At 37.7% G+C, this 20,284-nt stretch carries 21 protein-coding genes and 1 tRNA gene; 12 read left to right on the top strand and 10 right to left on the bottom strand.

All coding sequences use genetic code 11. The annotated features are described in order from the left end of the window. Positions 1-175 precede the first annotated feature (175 nt). A tRNA-Leu gene (locus D9K81_RS15585) sits at positions 176-260 on the top strand. A gap of 129 nt (positions 261-389) precedes the next feature. Here D9K81_RS15585 and D9K81_RS18860 read toward each other — a convergent pair. After that, a complete protein-coding gene (locus tag D9K81_RS18860) occupies positions 390-635 on the bottom strand; it encodes a TM2 domain-containing protein (RefSeq protein ID WP_120373477.1) in 246 nt (81 codons plus the stop codon). Positions 636-917: 282 nt separating this feature from the next. Further along, entirely contained in the window at positions 918-1,121 is a 204-nt protein-coding gene (locus D9K81_RS15575) for a hypothetical protein (RefSeq protein ID WP_120373476.1), read from the bottom strand. Positions 1,122-1,633: 512 nt separating this feature from the next. Here D9K81_RS15575 and D9K81_RS15570 point away from each other — a divergent pair. After that, positions 1,634-1,906 carry a hypothetical protein gene (locus D9K81_RS15570; protein WP_120373475.1) on the top strand — a complete coding sequence of 91 codons (273 nt, stop codon included), beginning with the start codon at positions 1,634-1,636 and terminating at the stop codon, positions 1,904-1,906. A gap of 120 nt (positions 1,907-2,026) precedes the next feature. Here the strand turns inward: D9K81_RS15570 and gloB are convergent, their stop codons facing one another. Then, positions 2,027-2,758, bottom strand: a complete 732-nt coding sequence (gloB, locus tag D9K81_RS15565; protein WP_120373474.1) for a hydroxyacylglutathione hydrolase — start codon at positions 2,756-2,758, stop codon at positions 2,027-2,029. 238 nt (positions 2,759-2,996) lie between these two features. Next, positions 2,997-3,584: a flavin reductase family protein gene (locus D9K81_RS15560; protein WP_120373473.1), complete on the bottom strand. Its 588-nt coding sequence runs from the start codon at positions 3,582-3,584 to the stop codon at positions 2,997-2,999. Positions 3,585-3,702: 118 nt separating this feature from the next. Here D9K81_RS15560 and D9K81_RS15555 point away from each other — a divergent pair, with 118 nt between their 5' ends. Continuing rightward, a complete protein-coding gene (locus D9K81_RS15555) occupies positions 3,703-4,539 on the top strand; it encodes a PhzF family phenazine biosynthesis protein (RefSeq protein WP_120373472.1) in 837 nt (278 codons plus the stop codon). A gap of 226 nt (positions 4,540-4,765) precedes the next feature. Continuing rightward, positions 4,766-7,549, top strand: coding sequence for a M16 family metallopeptidase (locus tag D9K81_RS15550; protein WP_120373471.1), 2,784 nt, complete (start codon positions 4,766-4,768; stop codon positions 7,547-7,549). A gap of 124 nt (positions 7,550-7,673) precedes the next feature. Here D9K81_RS15550 and D9K81_RS15545 read toward each other — a convergent pair whose 3' ends face one another. Together D9K81_RS15545 and D9K81_RS15540 are read right to left on the bottom strand one after the other, a co-directional pair. Beyond that, entirely contained in the window at positions 7,674-8,738 is a 1,065-nt protein-coding gene (locus D9K81_RS15545; RefSeq protein WP_120373470.1) for an amidohydrolase family protein, read from the bottom strand. Between the two features lie 154 nt (positions 8,739-8,892). Then, the gene (locus D9K81_RS15540; RefSeq protein WP_120373469.1) at positions 8,893-9,288 is read right to left on the bottom strand and encodes a DUF3144 domain-containing protein; all 396 of its coding nucleotides are present in this window, start codon (positions 9,286-9,288) and stop codon (positions 8,893-8,895) included. A 110-nt stretch (positions 9,289-9,398) separates the two neighbouring features. Between D9K81_RS15540 and D9K81_RS15535 the strand changes: the two genes are divergently transcribed. Further along, a complete protein-coding gene (locus tag D9K81_RS15535) occupies positions 9,399-10,031 on the top strand; it encodes a hypothetical protein (RefSeq protein WP_120373468.1) in 633 nt (210 codons plus the stop codon). Between the two features lie 117 nt (positions 10,032-10,148). Here the strand turns inward: D9K81_RS15535 and D9K81_RS15530 are convergent, their stop codons facing one another. Beyond that, positions 10,149-11,609, bottom strand: a complete 1,461-nt coding sequence (locus D9K81_RS15530; RefSeq protein WP_120373467.1) for a CYTH domain-containing protein — start codon at positions 11,607-11,609, stop codon at positions 10,149-10,151. A 313-nt stretch (positions 11,610-11,922) separates the two neighbouring features. On the opposite strand from D9K81_RS15530, the gene D9K81_RS15525 reads away from it, so the two are divergent. The 4 genes from D9K81_RS15525 to D9K81_RS15510 all read left to right on the top strand — a co-directional run bounded on the left by D9K81_RS15525 (position 11,923) and on the right by D9K81_RS15510 (position 15,401). Then, a complete protein-coding gene (locus D9K81_RS15525; RefSeq protein WP_120373497.1) occupies positions 11,923-12,300 on the top strand; it encodes a DUF962 domain-containing protein in 378 nt (125 codons plus the stop codon). Between the two features lie 624 nt (positions 12,301-12,924). Further along, positions 12,925-13,545: a thiamine phosphate synthase gene (gene thiE / locus D9K81_RS15520; RefSeq protein ID WP_120373466.1), complete on the top strand. Its 621-nt coding sequence runs from the start codon at positions 12,925-12,927 to the stop codon at positions 13,543-13,545. A 40-nt stretch (positions 13,546-13,585) separates the two neighbouring features. Continuing rightward, positions 13,586-14,884 (top strand): glutamate-1-semialdehyde 2,1-aminomutase, encoded by a 1,299-nt coding sequence (gene hemL, locus D9K81_RS15515; RefSeq protein WP_121523626.1) that lies wholly within the window; start codon positions 13,586-13,588, stop codon positions 14,882-14,884. Positions 14,885-14,987: 103 nt separating this feature from the next. Next, entirely contained in the window at positions 14,988-15,401 is a 414-nt protein-coding gene (locus D9K81_RS15510; RefSeq protein ID WP_120373464.1) for a GlcG/HbpS family heme-binding protein, read from the top strand. Positions 15,402-15,558: 157 nt separating this feature from the next. Here D9K81_RS15510 and thrH read toward each other — a convergent pair whose 3' ends face one another. The 3 genes from thrH to D9K81_RS15495 are packed head-to-tail and all read right to left on the bottom strand — an operon-like array spanning position 15,559 to position 17,587. Beyond that, complete coding sequence (gene thrH / locus D9K81_RS15505; RefSeq protein WP_120373463.1) at positions 15,559-16,191, bottom strand: bifunctional phosphoserine phosphatase/homoserine phosphotransferase ThrH; 633 nt, start codon at positions 16,189-16,191, stop codon at positions 15,559-15,561. A 13-nt stretch (positions 16,192-16,204) separates the two neighbouring features. Beyond that, positions 16,205-16,813 carry a LysE family translocator gene (locus tag D9K81_RS15500; RefSeq protein ID WP_120373462.1) on the bottom strand — a complete coding sequence of 203 codons (609 nt, stop codon included), beginning with the start codon at positions 16,811-16,813 and terminating at the stop codon, positions 16,205-16,207. A 3-nt stretch (positions 16,814-16,816) separates the two neighbouring features. Continuing rightward, on the bottom strand, positions 16,817-17,587 hold the full coding sequence (locus D9K81_RS15495; RefSeq protein WP_120373461.1) for a 2OG-Fe dioxygenase family protein: 771 nt from the start codon (positions 17,585-17,587) through the stop codon (positions 16,817-16,819). 98 nt (positions 17,588-17,685) lie between these two features. Here D9K81_RS15495 and D9K81_RS15490 point away from each other — a divergent pair, with 98 nt between their 5' ends. The 3 genes from D9K81_RS15490 (at position 17,686) to D9K81_RS15480 (ending at position 20,185) form a co-directional block, all read left to right on the top strand. Continuing rightward, positions 17,686-18,558, top strand: coding sequence for a LysR family transcriptional regulator (locus D9K81_RS15490; RefSeq protein WP_120373460.1), 873 nt, complete (start codon positions 17,686-17,688; stop codon positions 18,556-18,558). A gap of 145 nt (positions 18,559-18,703) precedes the next feature. Further along, positions 18,704-19,408 carry a phosphopantetheine-binding protein gene (locus D9K81_RS15485; protein WP_120373459.1) on the top strand — a complete coding sequence of 235 codons (705 nt, stop codon included), beginning with the start codon at positions 18,704-18,706 and terminating at the stop codon, positions 19,406-19,408. Positions 19,409-19,540: 132 nt separating this feature from the next. After that, on the top strand, positions 19,541-20,185 hold the full coding sequence (locus tag D9K81_RS15480) for an RluA family pseudouridine synthase (RefSeq protein WP_120373458.1): 645 nt from the start codon (positions 19,541-19,543) through the stop codon (positions 20,183-20,185). Positions 20,186-20,284 lie beyond the last annotated feature (99 nt).

Genomic DNA, 20,284 nt, shown 5'->3' with positions numbered 1-20,284 from the left:
TATAGACCTTGCTTTTTTATTGCCTAAAATTTGGTGTTTGACATAAACCGTTTAAGATTGGGTAGGGCGGTGAAAATAAAATAAGTTAATTGCTGTTTTTATGATAAAAAAATGTTTGATTGGTTAGAAAAGCGCTTGTCATCAGCATTCTATCTCTATAATATACCCAGCCATTGGGGACGTGGCGAAATTGGTAGACGCACTGGATTTAGGTTCCAGCGCCGCAAGGTGTGAGAGTTCGAGTCTCTCCGTCCCCACCAAGATACAAAAAAGGCAAGATGATATATTCATCTTGCCTTTTTTTATGGCTAGCATTTGTAATTTAATATTCTAGACGTAGCTATTTTTATATGTGGCATACAATACAAGTTTGTATAGCAGCCATGATGTTAAATGGCGCTATATTGAAAAGTGTTTGCGGACTTAACGAAGGTTGGCAATAGAAAAAGATCTATAATGAGCCAAATAGTCACGAACACGATTGCAGGTGAAAAGGCTAAACACGAATAAGAAAGAAGAATAAATAAAATGCCACTGATATTTTTTCCTAAATAAAACCTGTGGATACCTAAGAATCCACAGAAAATTAGTAAACAATATGCGATAGCTAAATCTTTATCTTTTGATTCGTGCATATAAATATCTTAATTAAGAATTATTATTAATCATATCAGACTATATGAGAGGTTAAAATTTAAAGCCAAAGTTTCGATCTAGGCTTTTGAGATTTCACATGCAATGAAATTGCAAATATACGTGTGCTGAAAATGATATATCTATACCGTATGCAATATATAAAAAAGCTTGGAATAATCCAAGCTTAATGAAGAATAATAAATTGAGCTGATCAAACTTTCCCTATTTGATTGAGCGGTAGATGTAATTCAAAAAATGGTTGAAAGGGCTTTTAGCATTGCTTAAGCCTTGAGGTGATCCTCAAATTCTTCACCTAGTTGCATCGCTAAAGCATTTCCTGCAAGTTCATAGGTGACTAAACCATATTCTTTTTTAAAACTGAAAGTAAAACCACGTCCATCGGCCAAGTTGCGTACGCTATAACCGAGTTTTTCTAACCATAGGCGGAAGGCGATTAGATTCTTTGCTTTAACCACTTTTTTCACAGGCGAACTCCATATCCATCTTAAAATATTAATAGGGACATACAAATCATTTTTAAAGGTCTGTTAACTCAGTTTTATATAAAATATTTTATTTTGAATATTTTTTCATCGAATAATCGCGTTTTGGTATGAGTAGAATGAAACAAATCTTTCATATTTTTAGATATTTTAATCATGTAACTAAATATATTAATCTTTGCTACAAAGTGTTGAAAAGCCAAATGACCATGCTTCAGCGAGATCCCTTTTTACTCACTACGATGTAGATTCATTCCGCTATTTAAAACATGCAATATGGTACATAAAGTGAGATTCACAGTGTGTACGGGCTTGTGAAAATTGGAAGGTATAAGAGGGTATAAAAATGGCGATTTATCTAATTTAGCCAGCTATAGGTTTTTGTGTTTAATGTTGTTTTATTCAGCAGTGAAGCATGAAAAGTGATTTAGATTGTATGCGGAGCACTTATACTTCCATAATATTAAGATCACTTTGTATGTAAGAGCTGTGTAATGAGCCTAACCACGATTGAAACTCAGGTAAAAGAACAGATAAATGCGATGCAGCAGCAGGGCCTTCAAGCTGTAGGCGTGATGTTAGGCCATGAAGATTGGTTGGTATTTTCGACTGAATCGAAAGTTGCCTATACGCCATTTGGCAGTGCACGTCGTTACCAGCCTGCATTAAGCGGTTTATTATTAGTACGTGTAGACGAAATGTATGCCATGCGTGTAGTGACGCAAGCAGAGTTAGACTTGTACGCACAAAGCAATCAAATTTTATAAGTAATAGACGATATTAAAGTACTTTTTAAATGTTGCTTAAAATGGCGTTACGTCCGTTTATGGATGAATTTAAAAACCAATCGCAATAAAGAGCGGGCTTTATTTGAGCTTTAATCGCAATCAAAAGTGATCTTTTAATTCTCTTAAGCGTTGGAATTCTTCCACACTCTCAGCTCTTAAAAATGGATTAGTTTCTAACTCGATGTCTATACGGCTAGGCAATGTGCATTCACCAAGCATACGTTTACGTTGTACATCTTCGGCGCGCTGTTGAATGGCTAGGTTATGTGGTTCTACATGCAAAGCAAATTGTGCATTTGAAAGGGTATATTCATGGGTGCAATATACGGCTGTTTGGGGCGGTAAAGCGGCTAGACGCGACAAAGAATGGAACATTTGTTGATGAGTGCCTTCAAAAACGCGCCCACATCCCATAGCAAACAAGGTATCACCGCAGAACATGGCATCCAGTGCATCTATAAAATACACAATATGCCCGAGGGTATGCCCAGGAACAGCGATAATGTCAACTTTTAGGTCATGAAATTCGATTACTTGTTCATGCATCAGCGCATCAGAAATAAATGGAATTTTGGACAATTCTTCGCGTGGACCAAACACTGGAATAGAGCGTGTTGCAACCAGTTCAGGCACGCCACCAATATGGTCTTTATGCCAATGCGTTAACCAGATTTGTGCAAGTTTAAGTTGGTGTGACTGACAATATTCTTCAACTAGATTTGCTTCTGTTGGATCAACCACGAGAACTTCTGAACTTTCTTGATGCTCAAGCAACCAAATATAGTTTTGTAATGAGTTTTTAACGTCGATACAGTGAATTTTATAAGTCATTTATCGGGTCGAAGAAGAATAGGGATGTCTTAAGATAGCATGTTGTAAAATCAATGGCTATTCAGGTAAATACTGAAATCGTAATGCGACAAAATATAACCAAAGCCTATTTACAGCAGTAGCCTAATCCTCTGACTTCGAAGCTCTAATTAATATTATTTTGCTGTGGAAAGATTAACAGTTAGCTTTAAAAAGCACAGGGAAATTTCTGTGCTTTTTAAAGTGATACGGAACAGGTTTATTCAACCGATACTGCATGGCCAATCGTGTAAAAATGACCACCCGCAACATGATGTAGACTTTTCCAATCTTCTGAGGCTTGATCAAATAACCAATGCCCATCTTTAAATATACGTTCATCTGCATAGGCATGGATCACTTCACCTATAAACAAATCGTGTTGCTGCTGATGGTGAGGTTCGACTATTAATGTACACAATAACCATGCAGAGCAACCCTCAACTGCGGGAAGTGTTGAATGTGGAAAATGGAATAGATTCACGCCACATTGGCGAAGTTTTTCAGGCGCATCGTGTTGGCTCATCATGCCGAGTGCATAAACCATTTTGAGTTGTTTTAGATTGGGAACTTGTAAAACAAAGTAACCTGAATTTTCAATGATGGTTCGGGTCATGGTGCTTTTATCGAGTACCACGCTCACTTTGGCAGGTTTGAATTCGACAGGGCAGGCCCATGCAGCAGTCATTACGCCTATATGTGTTTGATCTTGCGCAGATACTAAAACCGTTGGGCCATGATTAAGTAAGCGATAGGCTTTTTCCAGAGGTACGGGCAGTATATGAGGAATTAAATTGAGCTCATTCATAATTAGGATAAATAGCGGATTAAAAGTTTGGCGAGTCGTTACATAACATATAGCATATTAGATGATATGCATGCATAAAAGCTCATAAAATACACATAGGTTATTTGGAATTTATACAATGAAAATGTATCAAGTAGATGCTTTTACGGCAGCTTTGTTTAAGGGCAATCCAGCTGCGGTATTGGTGTTGGATGAATGGCTCACCGATGAGCTGATGCTCAATATTGCCATGGAAAATAACCTATCTGAAACGGCTTTTGTAAAGCCAATAGATGCAGAAAATTTTGAGATCCGTTGGTTTACCCCAACCACTGAAGTCAATTTTTGTGGCCATGCCACTTTGGCCAGCAGTTTTGTACTGTTTAAAGACTACACGCAAGCCCAAAAAATTCATTTTCATGTGAAAAACTTGGGTATTTTTATTGTGGAGCAAGAAGCTGATGGCAAAATCAAAATGAATTTTCCACAGCGCAGAGCTAGCCTTGTAACAGAGTATCCTGATGAACTTCGCCAAGCTTTAACGAAGCCCTTTAAACATGTGTATTTAAATACGCAGGCGTATATTGTGGTATACGAAACCGTACAAGATGTACTAGATGAACAGCCCAATTTAGAGCTCTTAAAAACCTTAGGAAAAATACGGACAGCTATTACAGCATCGGAGACACAATCGCCACGAGATGTTGCTATTACTTCATTGGGGCAACAGTACGACTGTGTATCACGTTATTTCGCGCCAGCCAATGGAATTGACGAAGATCCTGTTACGGGTTCAATTCACACGGCAATTGCACCACTTTGGGCAGATAAGCTAGGTCAAAGCACTGTGTCAGCTTATCAAGCGTCTAAACGTGGCGGAGAACTCCATTGTACGTTATTAGGTAATGATCGGATTGAAATATCTGGCTATGCAAAATTATATATGCAGGCAGAAATTGATGTAGATATCCTTTAATTGTGATATCTATATTTTATGATGAGTCTTTTAAGTACGATATAAATTCTAAATTGTATGCACGATTATTCAAATGAAGATAATCATGCATACAATGAATGAAAGCAGTGCTTAAAAGACAAAATTATGAAAAAAATACTACAAAACATGCCATAAAATGAGAATCATTCTCTTATAATTGTGTCGTAAAACATTTGAAATGTTACATGAAGGTCAATAAATAAATATGCGTTTAACACAACTCACGCTGTCGCTTGTTTTATTAGCTTCGACTGGCACAGTGCTTGCTCAACCTGTTTTGATCAAAACAGACAATAACATTCAAGAATATACATTAGACAATGGTTTTCGAATTATTCTTGCGCCGAATGATAAAGAAAATAAAGTATTTATGAATACGATTTACCGTACAGGTTCGTTAAATGATCCGCAAGGTAAAGGGGGGCTGGCGCATCTGCTAGAACATTTGGCCTTTAAAGGCACAAAAAATATTAAAGGTGAAGAATTTCAGCGTCGTTTGGATCAGTACACATTAGGCACCAATGCCAGTACAGATTACTATTCGACAAAATATACCAATATTATTCGTCCTGAGCAGAGCGTACTCAATGAAGTGATTCATTTAGAAGCTGAGCGAATGGACAAGTTGGTTTTACAAGAAAAATATGTACCTTCAGAAATTGCAATTGTGAAGCGTGAGCGTGAAATTCGTTTAGATCAGCCATTTTCAGTGCTGATGGATCAAATATTTAAATCAGCCTATGGCAACCAATATTTAGGGCGTTTGCCTATTGGTGATTTAAAAGAACTGCAATCTATTAAGATGCAAGAATTGAATCAGTTTTATCGTACTTGGTATGCGCCGAATAATGCGGTGATGGTGCTGTCTGGGAAATTTGATGCACAAGCAGTATTGAAGCAAATTGATGCGCAATTTAGCCCGATTGCTTCACGTACTGTACCTGCGCAAACTATTGTGCCAACTATTCGCGGTAAAGATATCAAACAACGTGAATTTAGCGTACAAAAGGGTAGCGATTTAGCCAAATTCAATATTTATTTGAATGGTGCAAATGATTCAATCACCACGGCTTTATCTGCATCGCCTGTACTTTATTCACTGCAACCGAGTGGTCATTTGTATAAAGATATCGTAGAAAGTGGTATCGCCAACGGTGTGCAGTCCAGTACGTGGTTAGACCGTGATTTTAACTTGGTATTTATGGGGGCAGTATATGCGCCAAACCAAAATGCTCAACAAGTTCAAACAACTTTAAATAAAGGTGTTGAACAAAGCCAAGCATTTAATGAAGTAGAGCTCAATCGTGTTAAGGCTATGACGCGTAATCAGGCCGATTCAATTAAAAATAATGCAGCTGCATTGGGTACACGAATTAGTGATTACTATGTCGCTTATGATGGTAATTGGTCTAAATACTTTAAAGATTTAGACGATTTGCAAAAACTCACAGTCGATGAAGTCAATCGTACCTATAAGGATTTTTTAGTTCCTGAAAATCGTATTGTTGGTAATATTTTACCTACACCTGAAGATCAGAAAAAAGCACAAACACAAAAGGTGGCAGAGCCTGCCAAAACTTTAGGCGCGACCACACAGACTGAAGAACCACTAAAAGATGTCGCTTCCTATCAAGCGGAAGTAAAACAATATGTTGAACAATCGAAAGGTTATTTGACTTCGAAAGAACAACAAATTCAACGTGGTAAACTTAAAAATGGCATTCAATACGCGCTGTTCCCAACACAGACACGTGATGACAAGACCTATGCGACTATTTCCTTGGACTTTGGTACAGCGCAATCCCTCATGAATAAAGGTGAGGTGTTAGATCTCACTGCATATTTGTTGTTTAGGGCATCGGCTGAGCAAAGCCTGCAAAACATCACAGATAAAATTATTGAAAGTGGTGGTGGTGCGTCAGTCAGTGCAAGTTCTAATGGTCTAAGTTTAAATATTTCAGCCAAAAAAGAAAAATTTGACGAATTTTTTAAATACTTTATGGCCGTAGTGACCGCGCCAACTTTTGAGCAAAGCCAGTTTGATTTAATTAAATCCCAGAGCTTATCGGGTTTAGATCGTCCATATACAGAGCCTGATACCGTAGCAGGCATGACCCTATCACGGATGTTGGAAAAGTATCAACCGGGTGATTTACGCTATCACTTTGAACCTGATTTAGTGAAAAAGCAGTATGAAGCAGCTACACGTGAGCAAGTGATGCAGTTGTATCAACAGTTCTTTAAAACTCAGCGGGTAAATATTGCTGTGACTGGCGATTTTGATGCCAAAAACATGCAGAAATTTTTGAAAAAAGAATTTTCGCAGTGGTCGACTAAAGAGCCTTTTGAGCGCTTGGAAACTGACTATACAGCATTAAAAGCAACGAAAGTTCATGCACTTTCGGAGCAACGTGAATTTGGTAGCTATCAGGCTGTATTATCTTTCCCAGTGGGCTCATACCACGCAGATACGCCTGCTTTGCAAGTGTTCCGTCATATTTTAGGTGACTCGCAATTGTCTTCGCGTTTAGCGCAAGAACTCCGCGAAAAGAATGCACTGGTCTATGGTTTTAGTAGTTCTTTGAGCTTGAGCAGTTGGAAAGACTCTGGTGCTTTGGGAATTGGGGCGAATTACACAGCAGGTAAGTCAGCACAAGTGTCACAAGCTGTGCATAAAGTGTTAAATGACATGCTCAGCAAGGGCGTAACTGAGCAGGAAGTAGAAGCGGCTAAAGCGAGCATATTGAAAAAACGTGTCACCTCTTTAGAAGATGAGCGCAATATCCATTCGATGCTGATTCCACAAATGGAACATGGTCGTACTTTGGCTGAACGTGAAGCACGTGATCAGGCGATTGCGAAATTAACCAAAGCAGACATTGATGCGGTCATTCAAAAATACATTCATCTAGATGGTTTGGTTGAGGTGATGGCAGATCAATACGGTAAAATGGTTAATCAACCACCTTCAGCCTTAAAGCAAAACTAATTAATTTAAAATGAAGCAATAAAAAAGCGCCTTAGGGCGCTTTTTTATTGCCACTTTCAATACGTTGAACTGAGATTAGGAGTCTCTATCGACTCCAGTACAACATTAACTGAAAGCATAACTTTTACAGGCGATAGAACTGTTTGGCGTTATCACGGAATACGAGGCTTAAAGCGTCTGGGTGCGATACGGCTATAGCATCACTAAAGGCATCAATAATATTGACTAAACTGGTGCTTACACTATCCATAGGAAAGTTAGAAGCAAACATGATTCGATACGGCCCAAAACAGTGTAATACATGGCTAATTAAAGGATAGGCCAAATCAAAGACTTCGGTTTTACTGGCTAGCCGTTTTTGTTTATGGAATTGATGACCCAAAATTGGCATAAATAGTCCAGACATTTTGGTATAAACATTGGGTAAAGTTGCTAATTCGGCCATGTCTTCTTGCCAATGAAATAGTATATTTTCACGCGCTGTTTTGGTTAAGCCAGTATGTGAACCTACAGGGCCAAAGAGGCCTGCTGGTGTACCAAAGTGATCCAGTACAATGGAGGTTTCTGGGAACGTTTTGGCTAACTGAATGAGGTCTGTCAATTGGCTCGAATAAGTCCAAGCATCAAAGCTTAAATTCATTGAAGCTAAGGCTTCAAAGCCTTTCATAAATTTTTTGTTGGTATATAAATGTGGCTCATCTGTCCATGCATGAATTTTAGGATCTTCATGGTATGCAGCCATTTTACGAATGCCACGAAATAGTGGTGATGCTGCCTGATGCAGTTTTAAAATCTTTTTAAAGTTGGCATCACGTGGATCGGCAGTCCCTACAATGCCAGCTAAAGTCAAATGTTGGGCCTGAAAATCTAATTTAGAGACAAACTCCGTTTCAGCGACCACAGCTTTGCCCTTTTGATGGTGCCAATTAGCTTCAACATGGACGACTTTATCGACATCGTAGTCGCCAAGATCTGCTTTATAATTCTTAGGCAAATAAGGCGCTGTCACGTGTTGTGTTAATCCGACAGTCTCAATGAGGTCTTCGGATTTTACAAGACGCATCATTTTATCGAGTAAATAAGGGTGTTTCCCCAAGAGTTTCACTGCCATTTTGGCAGCATGAGGCGTGTTATAGGGGTCCCATTGATGAATGTGGGCATCAATAATAGAAAAACCGAGCTGATGCATGACTGTCCTTTGTTTGCAGCAATCTATTTTTAATATAAAAGGTCTGAGCGAATAAAACAGCAAAACAGAATGAAAAAGTGACAAATGGTTGTTTTAATAGCATTTAGCTAAGCTATAAAAGAATAAAGCTCCCAAAGGAGCTTTATTCAATCACTTAGTGATTATGATCGTGCTTATGCTTATTGGCATGGAATTCTTCGTTGTGACGGAAGCGGAGGTAGTTTTCAAACTGTTCGCAGTATTCGTCATAGTTGTCTTCCAGCATCATTTGAAATTGCTGTAATACATAAGACATCACTTGCTCTTTGGCATCACGCATTTCATTACCGTCTTTGAAGTTATTGGCAGCCACCCAAGTATTAAAACGCGCGGTACCAAACAACATAGCAGCACTAATTTGGCCACGTTTTTCAGCAGGTTTTTCTTCGCTACCTTTTTCTACACGGCTAAATTCATTTGCGAGTTTAATAAATTCATCTGCACGTTCAAAGAATGCCGCATTTAACGCTTCTTCTTCGGTTACATCGGTTGCTTCAATCTTTTGAACCATGAATTTTTCCTGACATCTAAAATCTTAAAGCCTAATTATAGGCAAAGCCTTGCAGAAAATAAAACTTTGACATAATCTAAAAATAGCCTAAGCAATAAAATGGATGCCTCATGCAAGATGCCATTGCAGTACAAAGCCTAAAAAGTGATATTGCTTTATTACGTCAAAATATTTGGCCACCTGCAAATTTAGCCAATGTTGAAGGCCTCCCGATCTACTACGGAACGAAGGCGGAGGTTGATGAATACTATCAACAGTGGACGGGTCTGATTGAAAGGGCACAAGACTTATTTCAACCGTTTATGGATGATGAGGTGATGGATGCGATTCATTTGCCAAGTCATTTAAATTTACCGTTGTTTTATTTTTATGTAGACCGTATTCGAATTAATAAAACCAGAGCTAAAGAATCTAAAAGCTTTCGCGGTATTGCGAGCTTAATTGAAAAATGTGGCCAATATGAAGCGGAGCAGGTATTGGCGATGCGTCGTTGGTTGGATAGTGATGAAACAGCAGTTTTAGTCGCACATCGAGAATTTATTGATTTAAGAACTTATGTTTTTCAGCATGGGCAAAGTGATTACACGCGAACACGGTTCTATGTGAATGGCATAGTATTAAGTGTAGAACCTGATTTTAAATTGGTGGACGCACGTGATAAACCCCGCAAACAGCGTAGTGATAGCTATGCAGATGCCTTGGCAGATAATAATACATGGAAGGTTTTTGGAAAAAATCGTTAAGCATATAACTGAAGTTTCAATACGCCGTATCTAATAAGCATGTTGATACTGATCTATCCAATAAAAAGCAGACAGGTGTCTGCTTTTTTATGTACAGTAAAAGCCTATTTCGCTTAGTTATTTAATTAATTTACGACTCACTAAAAATTGTTCAGTCGCTTCCAGTAAGCGCTGAGCATACACTTCTTGTTTTGCTGTTAACCAGCCAAGTACAAACCAATCACTGGCTTCGAGTTCAGTTTGTTGAATATACTGAGCAGAAGAAGACAGGACTTGATATTCATGTGCTGCTAATTGTGCATCATTCAGAGCTTTGCCGTATTTCTGTAGATTTTTCACATCGTAAATAGAAGTTAAAATTGGGAAGCTAAATTTTAACTCTTGAATATGTCGAGCCAATACGTCCAAACTTTCAAAGTCAGTGATGTCTGCAACTGTGAGGCTGTCTTGTAGCAACTTGTACTGCTGTTGCAGTGTATTGTGTGCATACCATTTTAAATCATGACTCTGCACATGCTGAGTGTTATTCAGGCTGAACATCATCAGTTCTAAATAATGATGCACATTGAGTGTGGATTTGACCAAATTCCCCAGCTTTTCTTTGGCATATAAAATATCTTTTGCCAAATTCTCTGCAGTGGTCGGGTTTTGTAAAAAAGCACCCAGCGTATCGCGCATGTGTTCAAAGTGTTGTAACTGATCAAACTGTTGCTTAAAAGCATCTAATTGATAGCCCCATTTGTCTGAAACATCGGGGTTCCAGTCTTTAAACAAGCTAATGGTTAACTGTAAATGCTTGAGTGCATTGCGTGCTTCTTGCATGTGCTCTGGTGTGGCAACCGAGGCTGAAATGGCTGCAATATTAGGCAATAAATGCTGCATTTGCTGTGCAACCAAGGCACGCAAGTTTTGGCTCGCTGGGTCTTTTTTACTGAGGACAAAGTCTTTAGAGACTACAGCAGGGCTAACCAATTGCGAAGCAACCAATAAGTTGCCAATTTCAGCTTTACTGCGAACATCCAGCCAAAGTTGGTACTTTTTAACCCATTCAAAGCAAAATGCCAGTAAAGACTGAATAGATCCCTGTTTCAATTCAAACTCAACCTCATGCACGCTGTGTTCTGCATGTTGAGTGCGAATACAGCCCACATCTAGACTCACTTCAATTTCAGCGTCTTCGTATTGAATCACACGGCAAGTGCGCAGAATGTCAGTTTCAAACTGTAATTGCAGTTGATCAACTTGATTGCCCAAGGCATTTTGTAGCACCTGTAAAGCTTCTAGATGTTGCTGATAAATTGCTAGATTGAGTTCAGGTGCAATCTCATGTACACCTAAATCAAGGTTGTGTTCAAAGCGCTCAATATGGGTTTTCCCAGCAGCTTTCAATGTTTGTACCCAGCGATCGCCTTCTAAACGCTGGCGCACTGCGGCATGTTGTTGTGCCAGTAATTTATCGGCAGTATCAAAATATTTGGCTTTAAGTTGAATCTGTTCTGATTTTTTTGGATCGATTGCTTTAAGCAATGCTGCGCGTCGTGCTTCTGGAATCTGAAATTTTAATTCAACTTCAACCATGATTATGTCCTAAATAAAAACAACCTATCTAAAGAGGTTGCTTGCAATGTCAGATCGCTTGAAAAAGCATCTGAAATTGAATGTACTTTCAATTTTTCAGGCTCGATTGTAAACAAAAAACAGTGCAAAGTAAGACTTGATCTTTTTATTTGATTCGGAAATCACTGCGTATTTGTTTTGAATTTGTATGGGCTAACAGCTATACGTTAAATCAAAAATAAAGGCAGTATTTGGGGGAAACCAGCGAGTATAAAACGGCTTTTCATTGGCTGAAATTTAAGCTATGGTGAAAGAAAACAATGAGGACGTTGCAATGAATGCGCAGGTACAACCCAAATTTGAGCAAGAGCCAGAATTCCAATTACCTATTCGAAAATATTCGGATTTTTACCGTTTTTATTTGACCGAGCATCGAAATATTACCAGCCGTCGTTTACATGCAACGGGTAGCACAATTGGTCTATATTTTTTCTCCAAAGCAATCATCAAAAGACGTCCTAAATATGTACTTTACGGGCTAGTATCTGGTTATGCCTGTGCATGGGTGGGGCATTTTGTATTTGAACGTAATAAACCTGCGAGCTTTAAACAACCCCTATATAGCTTTATTTCAGATTGGCGAATGCTTAACGATATTGTTCAAGGTAATTTAAGTTTGATAGACCGTCGCCATGACCGTATAGAAAGCTAATAGGTTGGAAGCGAGCATCATGGTGAGTTTCATAAGTTGTTAATCTGATCGGTTATGTTGCCTAATTAGGTAAAATACTCTAAGAAAAGCATTAGAATGGGCAATGCGAGATACACAAATCATATTTTTACTGTTATTCTTCTAATATTGTTAGTCATAGACACATGACCAGTTTTCCAAGCCTAGAGTGACCTTCTCTAGGCTTTTTTTATGCTTCAAGATATTTTAACAAATGATCAAAATCACCCAAGTGATTCTGTAGTTTTTTACTGTGAAGAATGCGATATAAAAGGAAAATAGGTTGGATCTATAAGTGTTTCAACGTTCCCCAAAACGTTTTTAAATAAAACACTTATAGATCCAATTTGCGCTGTAGATTTCTTTTTTAAAGTGTACTGATTTTTTTATATTATTGCTGTTGTTGTGTAAGCTATTAAAGCGTGATTATTGGCATGTCGCTATCCCTATAATTGGGTATATTTTGTACCTAAAAGCACTTTTTTGTAAAAAAAACTTCTTTTTTCAAATTTCTCAGTCAATCTTGCATTGCCTAAGCAAATATCTATGCGCTTAGCTCTCTAGTTCAGCCTATAATACTGCTAAGTTTTGATAAGTGATTGTATTATGCGCGGTTTATATTTAATTACCAATGATGACCCGATTGAGCTACTTTTAGCCAAGCTAGAAGGCGCAATGGCAACGTATGAAGTGGCTGTTTTGCAATATCGCCGTAAGAATGTTGCAAAAGAAAATCAGGACTATGAAATTGGTTATATGAAACATCTATGTGAACAGTACAAAGTGCCATTCGTCATTAATGATGACTTAGAAGCTGCTGTGCAGTACGGTGTGGGTGTACATTTGGGTCAGGATGATGGCTCTATACAAGATGCAGTTGCGCGCTTGCCTAAAGGCGTGTTGATTGGTCGTAGCTGTAATAATTCATTAGAACTGGCTGAGCAAGCGATTGCCGATGGCGCAAACTATGTGGCTTTTGGTGCCATTTTTGCGACTGAAACCAAACCAGAAGCTGGCAACATTGGTTTAGAAACCCTAAAACAAGCCAAAGCAAAATTGAATGTACCTATTTGCGCAATTGGCGGTTTAACCGTAGAAAATTCTGCTGAGGTGATTGAAGCCGGTGCAGATCTTTGTGCTGTTGTTAGTGATGTATTGGGCCGTTCGATGTCTGTGGTTGGACAACGTGTATACGACTGGTCTGAGCTTTTTGCTGCAAAAGCTTAAGTATTGAATCGCATTTTAATTTTTTGAGTTGAGTATTTTCATGACTTTATCTGCTAAGCAAGAACAATTATTTAAACAAGCCAGTAAGCATATTCCTGGTGGCGTAAATTCTCCTGTGCGCGCATTTAACGGTGTAGGCGGTACACCTGTATTTATTGAAAAAGCACAAGGCGCATATTTGTACGATGTAGACGGCAAACGCTATGTGGACTATGTGGGTTCTTGGGGCCCCATGATTTTAGGTCATGCACAGCCTGATATTATTAAAGCAGTGCAAGAAGCTGCGGTTGATGGTCTAAGCTTTGGCGCGCCTACCGTGCATGAAACGACTTTGGCGGACATCATTTGTGAAATTATGCCGTCGATTGAATTGGTACGTATGACCAACTCGGGTACAGAAGCGACCATGACGGCAATCCGTCTTGCACGTGGCTATACAGGCCGTGACAAGATTGTGAAATTTGAAGGCTGTTACCATGGCCATTCAGACTCGCTTTTAGTCAAAGCAGGTTCTGGTTTACTCACTAAGGGTGAAGGTGAGGCGACATCTGCGGGTGTACCAGCTGATTTTGCTAAGCATACGTTAACGCTTCCGTATAACGATATTGCCATGCTGAAAGAATGCTTTGCAAAATTTGGTTCAGAAATCGCGGGTGTGATTGTAGAGCCTGTAGCAGGTAATATGAACTTGGTAAAACCGATTGATGGTTTCCTCCAAGCAATCCGTGATGTATGTGACGAGCACGGTTCAGTATTCATTATTGATGAAGTGATGACAGGTTTCCGTGTTGGTTTAGGCGGTGCGCAAGCACATTATGGTGTAACACCTGATTTAACCACTTTGGGTAAAATTATTGGTGCTGGCTTACCTGTGGGTGCATTTGGTGGTAAACGCGAAGTGATGGAATGCATCGCGCCACTGGGTAAAGTTTATCAAGCGGGTACATTGTCTGGTAACCCATTGGCAATGCGTGCTGGTATTGAAATGTTTAAGCATCTTCGTGCTGAAGGTTTTTATGAAACTTTAACAGAAAAATTGGCTGGTTTACTTGCTGGTTTACAAGCAGCTGCAGATGAAGCGGGTATTCCGTTCTTTACTCAGCAAGTAGGCGGTATGTTTGGTATTTACTTTACAGATCAAACAGAAATCACAGGTTTTGATTCCATTTTAAAATGTGATGTAGATGCTTTCCGTAAGTTCTTCCACGGTATGTTACAACGCGGTGTAAACCTTGCACCATCTGCATTTGAAGCAGGTTTCTTCTCAAGCGCGCACAGCGATGAAGACATTGCTTTTACCATTGAAATGGCAAAAGAAGTTTTTGCTGAAATGAAGTAATTTTCATTTAAATCTGTAAATTCTGCTTTAGAATAAAGCCCGCAGCCTGCTGTGGGCTTTTTTGTTGTTTTAAGATTAGTTTTTTAAGAAAAGGACTTTGTAAATGAAAACCAAACATTATTTAACCTTGGCAGATGCAGAGTTTTTGTTAAACACAGCACAGGCCTATGCTTTAGAAAATGGCTTTAATGTGAGCATTGCAATTACAGATGAAACGGGCAATTTGTTGGCAATGAAACGCATGGATGGTGCATCGCCAATGACTGCGAATTTGTGTTTGGAAAAAGCCAAATGCTCTGCTATCAGCCATCGTCCTTCTAAGCTGTTTGAAGATATTATTAAAGGCGGGCAGATGGGGTTTCTGACCATGGAAACATTTTCTGGCATGCTTGAGGGCGGTGAGCCAATTATGTATGAAGGTCAACTGGTCGGGGCAATAGGGGTATCTGGTGTGAAATCATTTCAGGATGCAGAAATTGCACAGCAGGCGATTGAGAAGTTTTTCGCACAGGTCTAATCTTTAAAAAGATTTTCTCAGTTTGATCCTAAATAATATGTAGAACATGACATATAATGAAAAAGCTCAAGAGTTTCATCTTGAGCTTTTTTTTATAAGTGATGAATTTTTATAAAATGTATAGGTATGATTTTATAGAAATTGAGAATGACTTAGATTATGCGACTCTATTATAGGTTAAATATTGAATAATTTCTTGATACGATTCAACTTTATGAAAATAAAAAGGAGAGTTTTTACTTACTTCTTCGGAGGGTTGAAATAAAAAACCATGATCAACTAAGTGTAACATCGTAAAATCATTGAATGCATCTCCAATGGCGATACTATTTTTTAATGGCACTTTTTCTTTTTGATAATTTACAATAATTTCATGCTTTCCTTTTTTTCTATTATAAATTACATTTTCTATATAACCATTCGAATTGATTTCTAAATTATGACAATATGCATTATTAATGGGTAAATTTAATTTATCAAAAAAAGGATCTAAAAACTCATAGAAGCAGTCCGATATTATTTTCACCTCAAATTTTTTATTATTTTTTAAGTATTCCAAGAATTCTTTAGCATTTGGACTTGCATCAATTTCTTTAATGAGCTCAACTAATTTTGTTAAAGGGATGTTGTTTTCTTTCAGTATATTGATTCTGAAGTTCATTAACGACTTATAGTCTGCTACTTCTCGAGTCGTAACCGCTAATTCAGGGATATTCAGTACAGTTGAGAAGTGTTTCCATAGTTCTGGAATAAGAACACCTTCCATATCAATAAAAGCCATTTTTTTCATAGTATTTTCCAAATTATTTAAACTTAGCAAAAAGAAGAAGTATTCCGAGTACACATAAAATAGATCCAATAACTCTGTTGATTTGCACTTGTCGCGCCAACATTTTCTGTCTTAAAACAATTGAAGAGAACAGTAATGCAACTAATGAAAACCATAAAAAGTGGGCAAATGACATAAATATGCCATAGCTGATAAGAATAATTTTAGGTGTAGTTGTACTGACGATTTGCGTAAATGTGCTGATCACAAATAATGTCGTTTTAGGGTTTAAGGCATTGGTAAAAAAGCCGTATTTGATTGCTTGAAAGGGATTTATTACAGAAATTACTGAAGTATCGGTGATTGGTTTTTGTACAAAAGTTTTATAGCCAATATATATCAGATATATAGCACCAATATACTTGACGATATTAAGAATTTGCGGTGTATAAGCCATTACAAATGCAACAGCAATCAGCGTGTAGCTAACATGGATTAAAACGCCGAGGGAGATGCCCAATGAAGTTAAAACACCAATTTTTCTACCATATAAATAGCTATTTTTGGTCACGATTGCGAAATCAGCGCCAGGACTGACAACCGCAAGTAAAGTAATGAGAATAACAGCAATAAGTTCACCCATGAATTATGCCTTTTTAAAAGTGATAACTAATACATCGCGTAAACCAGTGTTGCTTTGAATGGAATCATCGACCTGTATTTCAGTTACACTGTGATAAACCTGATGATCATCAACGAGTGCGACATCTAAAAAATTTTCAAGCATAAATTCAGTTTTTAAATTTTTATTTAAATCATAAATTTTCGTCATTCCACCTTTGATGTTATGGCGGTTAATAATTGCCATTAAGACAAAATCTACACCGTCACGGTGAATACCTTCTGGTGTGGGCTTACCAATGTCATTTACTTGAGCTTTAATTCGGAATTGATGCGCTTCAATAAACCAATTTTCAGTTTTAATTTCAGAAAAAGTTAGATAAGCAAATTGCAGTAAATTTTTAAAAACAGGATTTTCAATAGTATTTTTCTCAATTTCTGAAAAATATCTGGCAATTCCTCCATTTAAAGTGTTGTATTCAATGGTCTGAAAATGAGGGATATATGAATTTTTTATTAAGATTTTATGCTTATCATTAATTGTAAACGTTGCATGTTTTCTAGTTCTGTATTTTCCTTTGTCAGACATAAATTGATCTAATTCGAGCTCATTCCAGCTATTGATAAAGTTGCATATATCTTGTTCTTTTACCTCGTAAAAATTATTCAAATATTGTATTTTTTGGAATGTATTTGAATCAATAAATGTATAGCCATGATCTATAATTTCTTTCGAATGTGTGTATTCTGGAAACGGTTTTTTGTTAAATGAACTTATTTTTAATATATTTTCCATTGTATTAGCTGTATTGTTGCTTATGGTGATTTTTATTTTGAACAATAGTTAAAAAAATAAAATTGATAAAATCGACTAAGCATATATGAGTATTTGGAATGATAGAGAAAATCCCTTTGAATTCACTAAAATTTTTTTATTTTGTTGCTAGGTACAGTAGTGTGACGATTGCCGCAAAAAAATTATTTGTTACACAAAGTGCTGTAAGCAAACAAATCTACAATCTAGAAGAGCTATTAGATATCGAACTGTTTGAGAGACGAAATAAATCTTTAATTCTTACGAAAGAGGGGGAGATACTTTTTAATTGTGCTCAAATGATTTTTAATCAATTAGATGAATGCCTGATTGGTTTAACTAAAAATAAAATTGAACAAAAACAATTGGTACTTTCCTGTGAGCCAACAATTTCTATGAAATGGCTGATTCCTAGGCTCGTAGAATTTAAAAAACTTGGGCATGATTTTGAAGTTGTTTTATTGACTGATGGCGGTGATATTGATTTCGAAAAAAATAATATAGATATCGCTATTCGTCGAAACGACTTTGACTGGGGCGCACATATTTTTAGCGAAAAAATAGGAGACGAATATATTGTAGCGGTTCAAGCTTCACATCTTCCCAAAACGCAAGAACTATTAATTTCTAAATCTAGGCCAAATTTTTTTAAAAAATTAAATCAATTGGCTGATCTTAAATATTTGTTAAAAACATATTCAAAGACAGAATTAGAGCATTTTTATCTCTGTTTAGAAGGATGTTTGGCGGGTTTAGGGGCAACAATTATTTCTATTTACATGATTGAAAAAGAACTGGATTTAAAGTCTTTGGATCAATTGACACAGCCTATTCAAGATGGCTCTTCATATTATTTGCTATCGCATACGAGTTTTACGGAAGACCCTCGGAAAATCATTTTTTTAAATTGGTTAAAAAATGAAATGACACAAAGTCAAATGAATTACATCTAAATTCGAGGGTATTGAACATCATCATGATGATATGAAAGGCCTAACTGAGACGAAAACTAAATCATCATAAGAATAAACCAACTCGATGGCTTGATTCTGCGTTAGCATAACAGGTGTTCCAACATGAGTTTTGTACCGAGCCTGTATGCTGTATCCAATGCCCAAAAAAATCCAATTTTCACTCTCTCAAGCAAAATGGCAGTTGTCATCTGCACAGTCTGTGTTGGTACTGGTGGGTTTGCAAAACTTACGTATGCAAGAGGGTATACAAGACACGCAGTTGATGGAAAATCTGATTCATTTGACCAATAAAGCGAAGGCGCTAGACATTCCAATAGTCGATTTATATGGAGATGATTTGCTACAAGGGATGCAACAGTTGGGCGAATACGCAAGTACACATCCTCAGTTGATATTCGCAGGGCAAATTACGCCAATGCTGAAACAAATTTTGCCCCATTTATATAGCGTAACTGAGCAAATTTGTCTGGTGGATGATGCAGTGCTGTTAAATACTCAAGAACAGCATATTCAATGGATAGATTCAATGTCAGCACAAGGCATTCATCACATGAATAGCTATAGTCTGATGCGCCTTTGGAATCTGTCTGCACCTGCGGAATTTATTTTATCGACAAAAGGCATTTTACTGGCCATTGCAGAACAGTTAAATATGGACGCCTTGGATATTGATCCGACCGCAGATTTGCGTAGTTATGGACTAGACTCGGTGGCTATGGTCAGCCTAGTGGGTTTATGGCGAGCAAATGGTGCAAATATTAGTTATGAACTGTTTTGGCAACATGCAACTTTGCAAGAATTACTCAAAATTTTGCAGTGCAAAAATTAATTTTTGAAGAATTGAAATTTATTTTTTATAAAATCGGAAAAATCATCAGGAAATAAAGCTTTTCGCATTGTATTTCTTTGCTAAGCTTTTTATCATTGCGCCCTTGTTTTCACGATTGGCCTGGATTGAACATTGAATAATTTTCTAACAGAACATTTAATTCATCGTGATGAAGATTTTATGGTGATTCACAAGCCAGCAGGCTTACTCACCGTACCAGGAAAAACCGCAGATCTACAGGACTGCTTAATCAATCGCTTAATTCAAGCAGAACCCAAAACGCTACTGATTCATCGCTTAGACCGCGATACCTCAGGTATTTTGGTTTTTGCGCTCTCTAAGTTGGGTCAAAACCGCATCTCCCGTCAGTTTCAAGAACGTCAAACCTCCAAAACCTATCAAGCTATTGTGGCAGGCCATTTGCATGGTGAAGGCACTGTCGATGTCCCTGTGATTTATGATCCAGAACATCCGCCTTTGCATATTGCGGCACCTGAACACAATAAACCTGCTTTAACGTATTGGAAGGTTGCTGAACAATTTGAAATTAACGGCTCTCCTGTGACGCGGGTCATTTTGACGCCAATTACAGGGCGTTCGCATCAATTACGTGTACACATGCAGTATTTGGGGCATCCAATCATTGGAGATACCTTATATGCAAGTCCAGAACAACAGGCGCTGTCATCACGTTTATGTTTGCATGCGGCGCAATTAAGCTTTAAGCATCCCAAAACTGAGCAAGGCGTAGAATTTAATTGTCCTGTGCCGTTTTAAGGTCTAAATAACATCGGTTATTGGGCTCACATTTTGGTGAGCTTTATGTCAAAATATATTGCTAAGAGGTACTATTTTTTGCTCAAATATCAAACAGTG

Source organism: Acinetobacter chengduensis (genome assembly GCF_003664645.1).
Lineage (GTDB): Bacteria > Pseudomonadota > Gammaproteobacteria > Pseudomonadales > Moraxellaceae > Acinetobacter > Acinetobacter chengduensis.
Note: the sequence above shows the minus strand (reverse complement) of the source record. Positions and strands in the feature narration are given on the sequence as shown.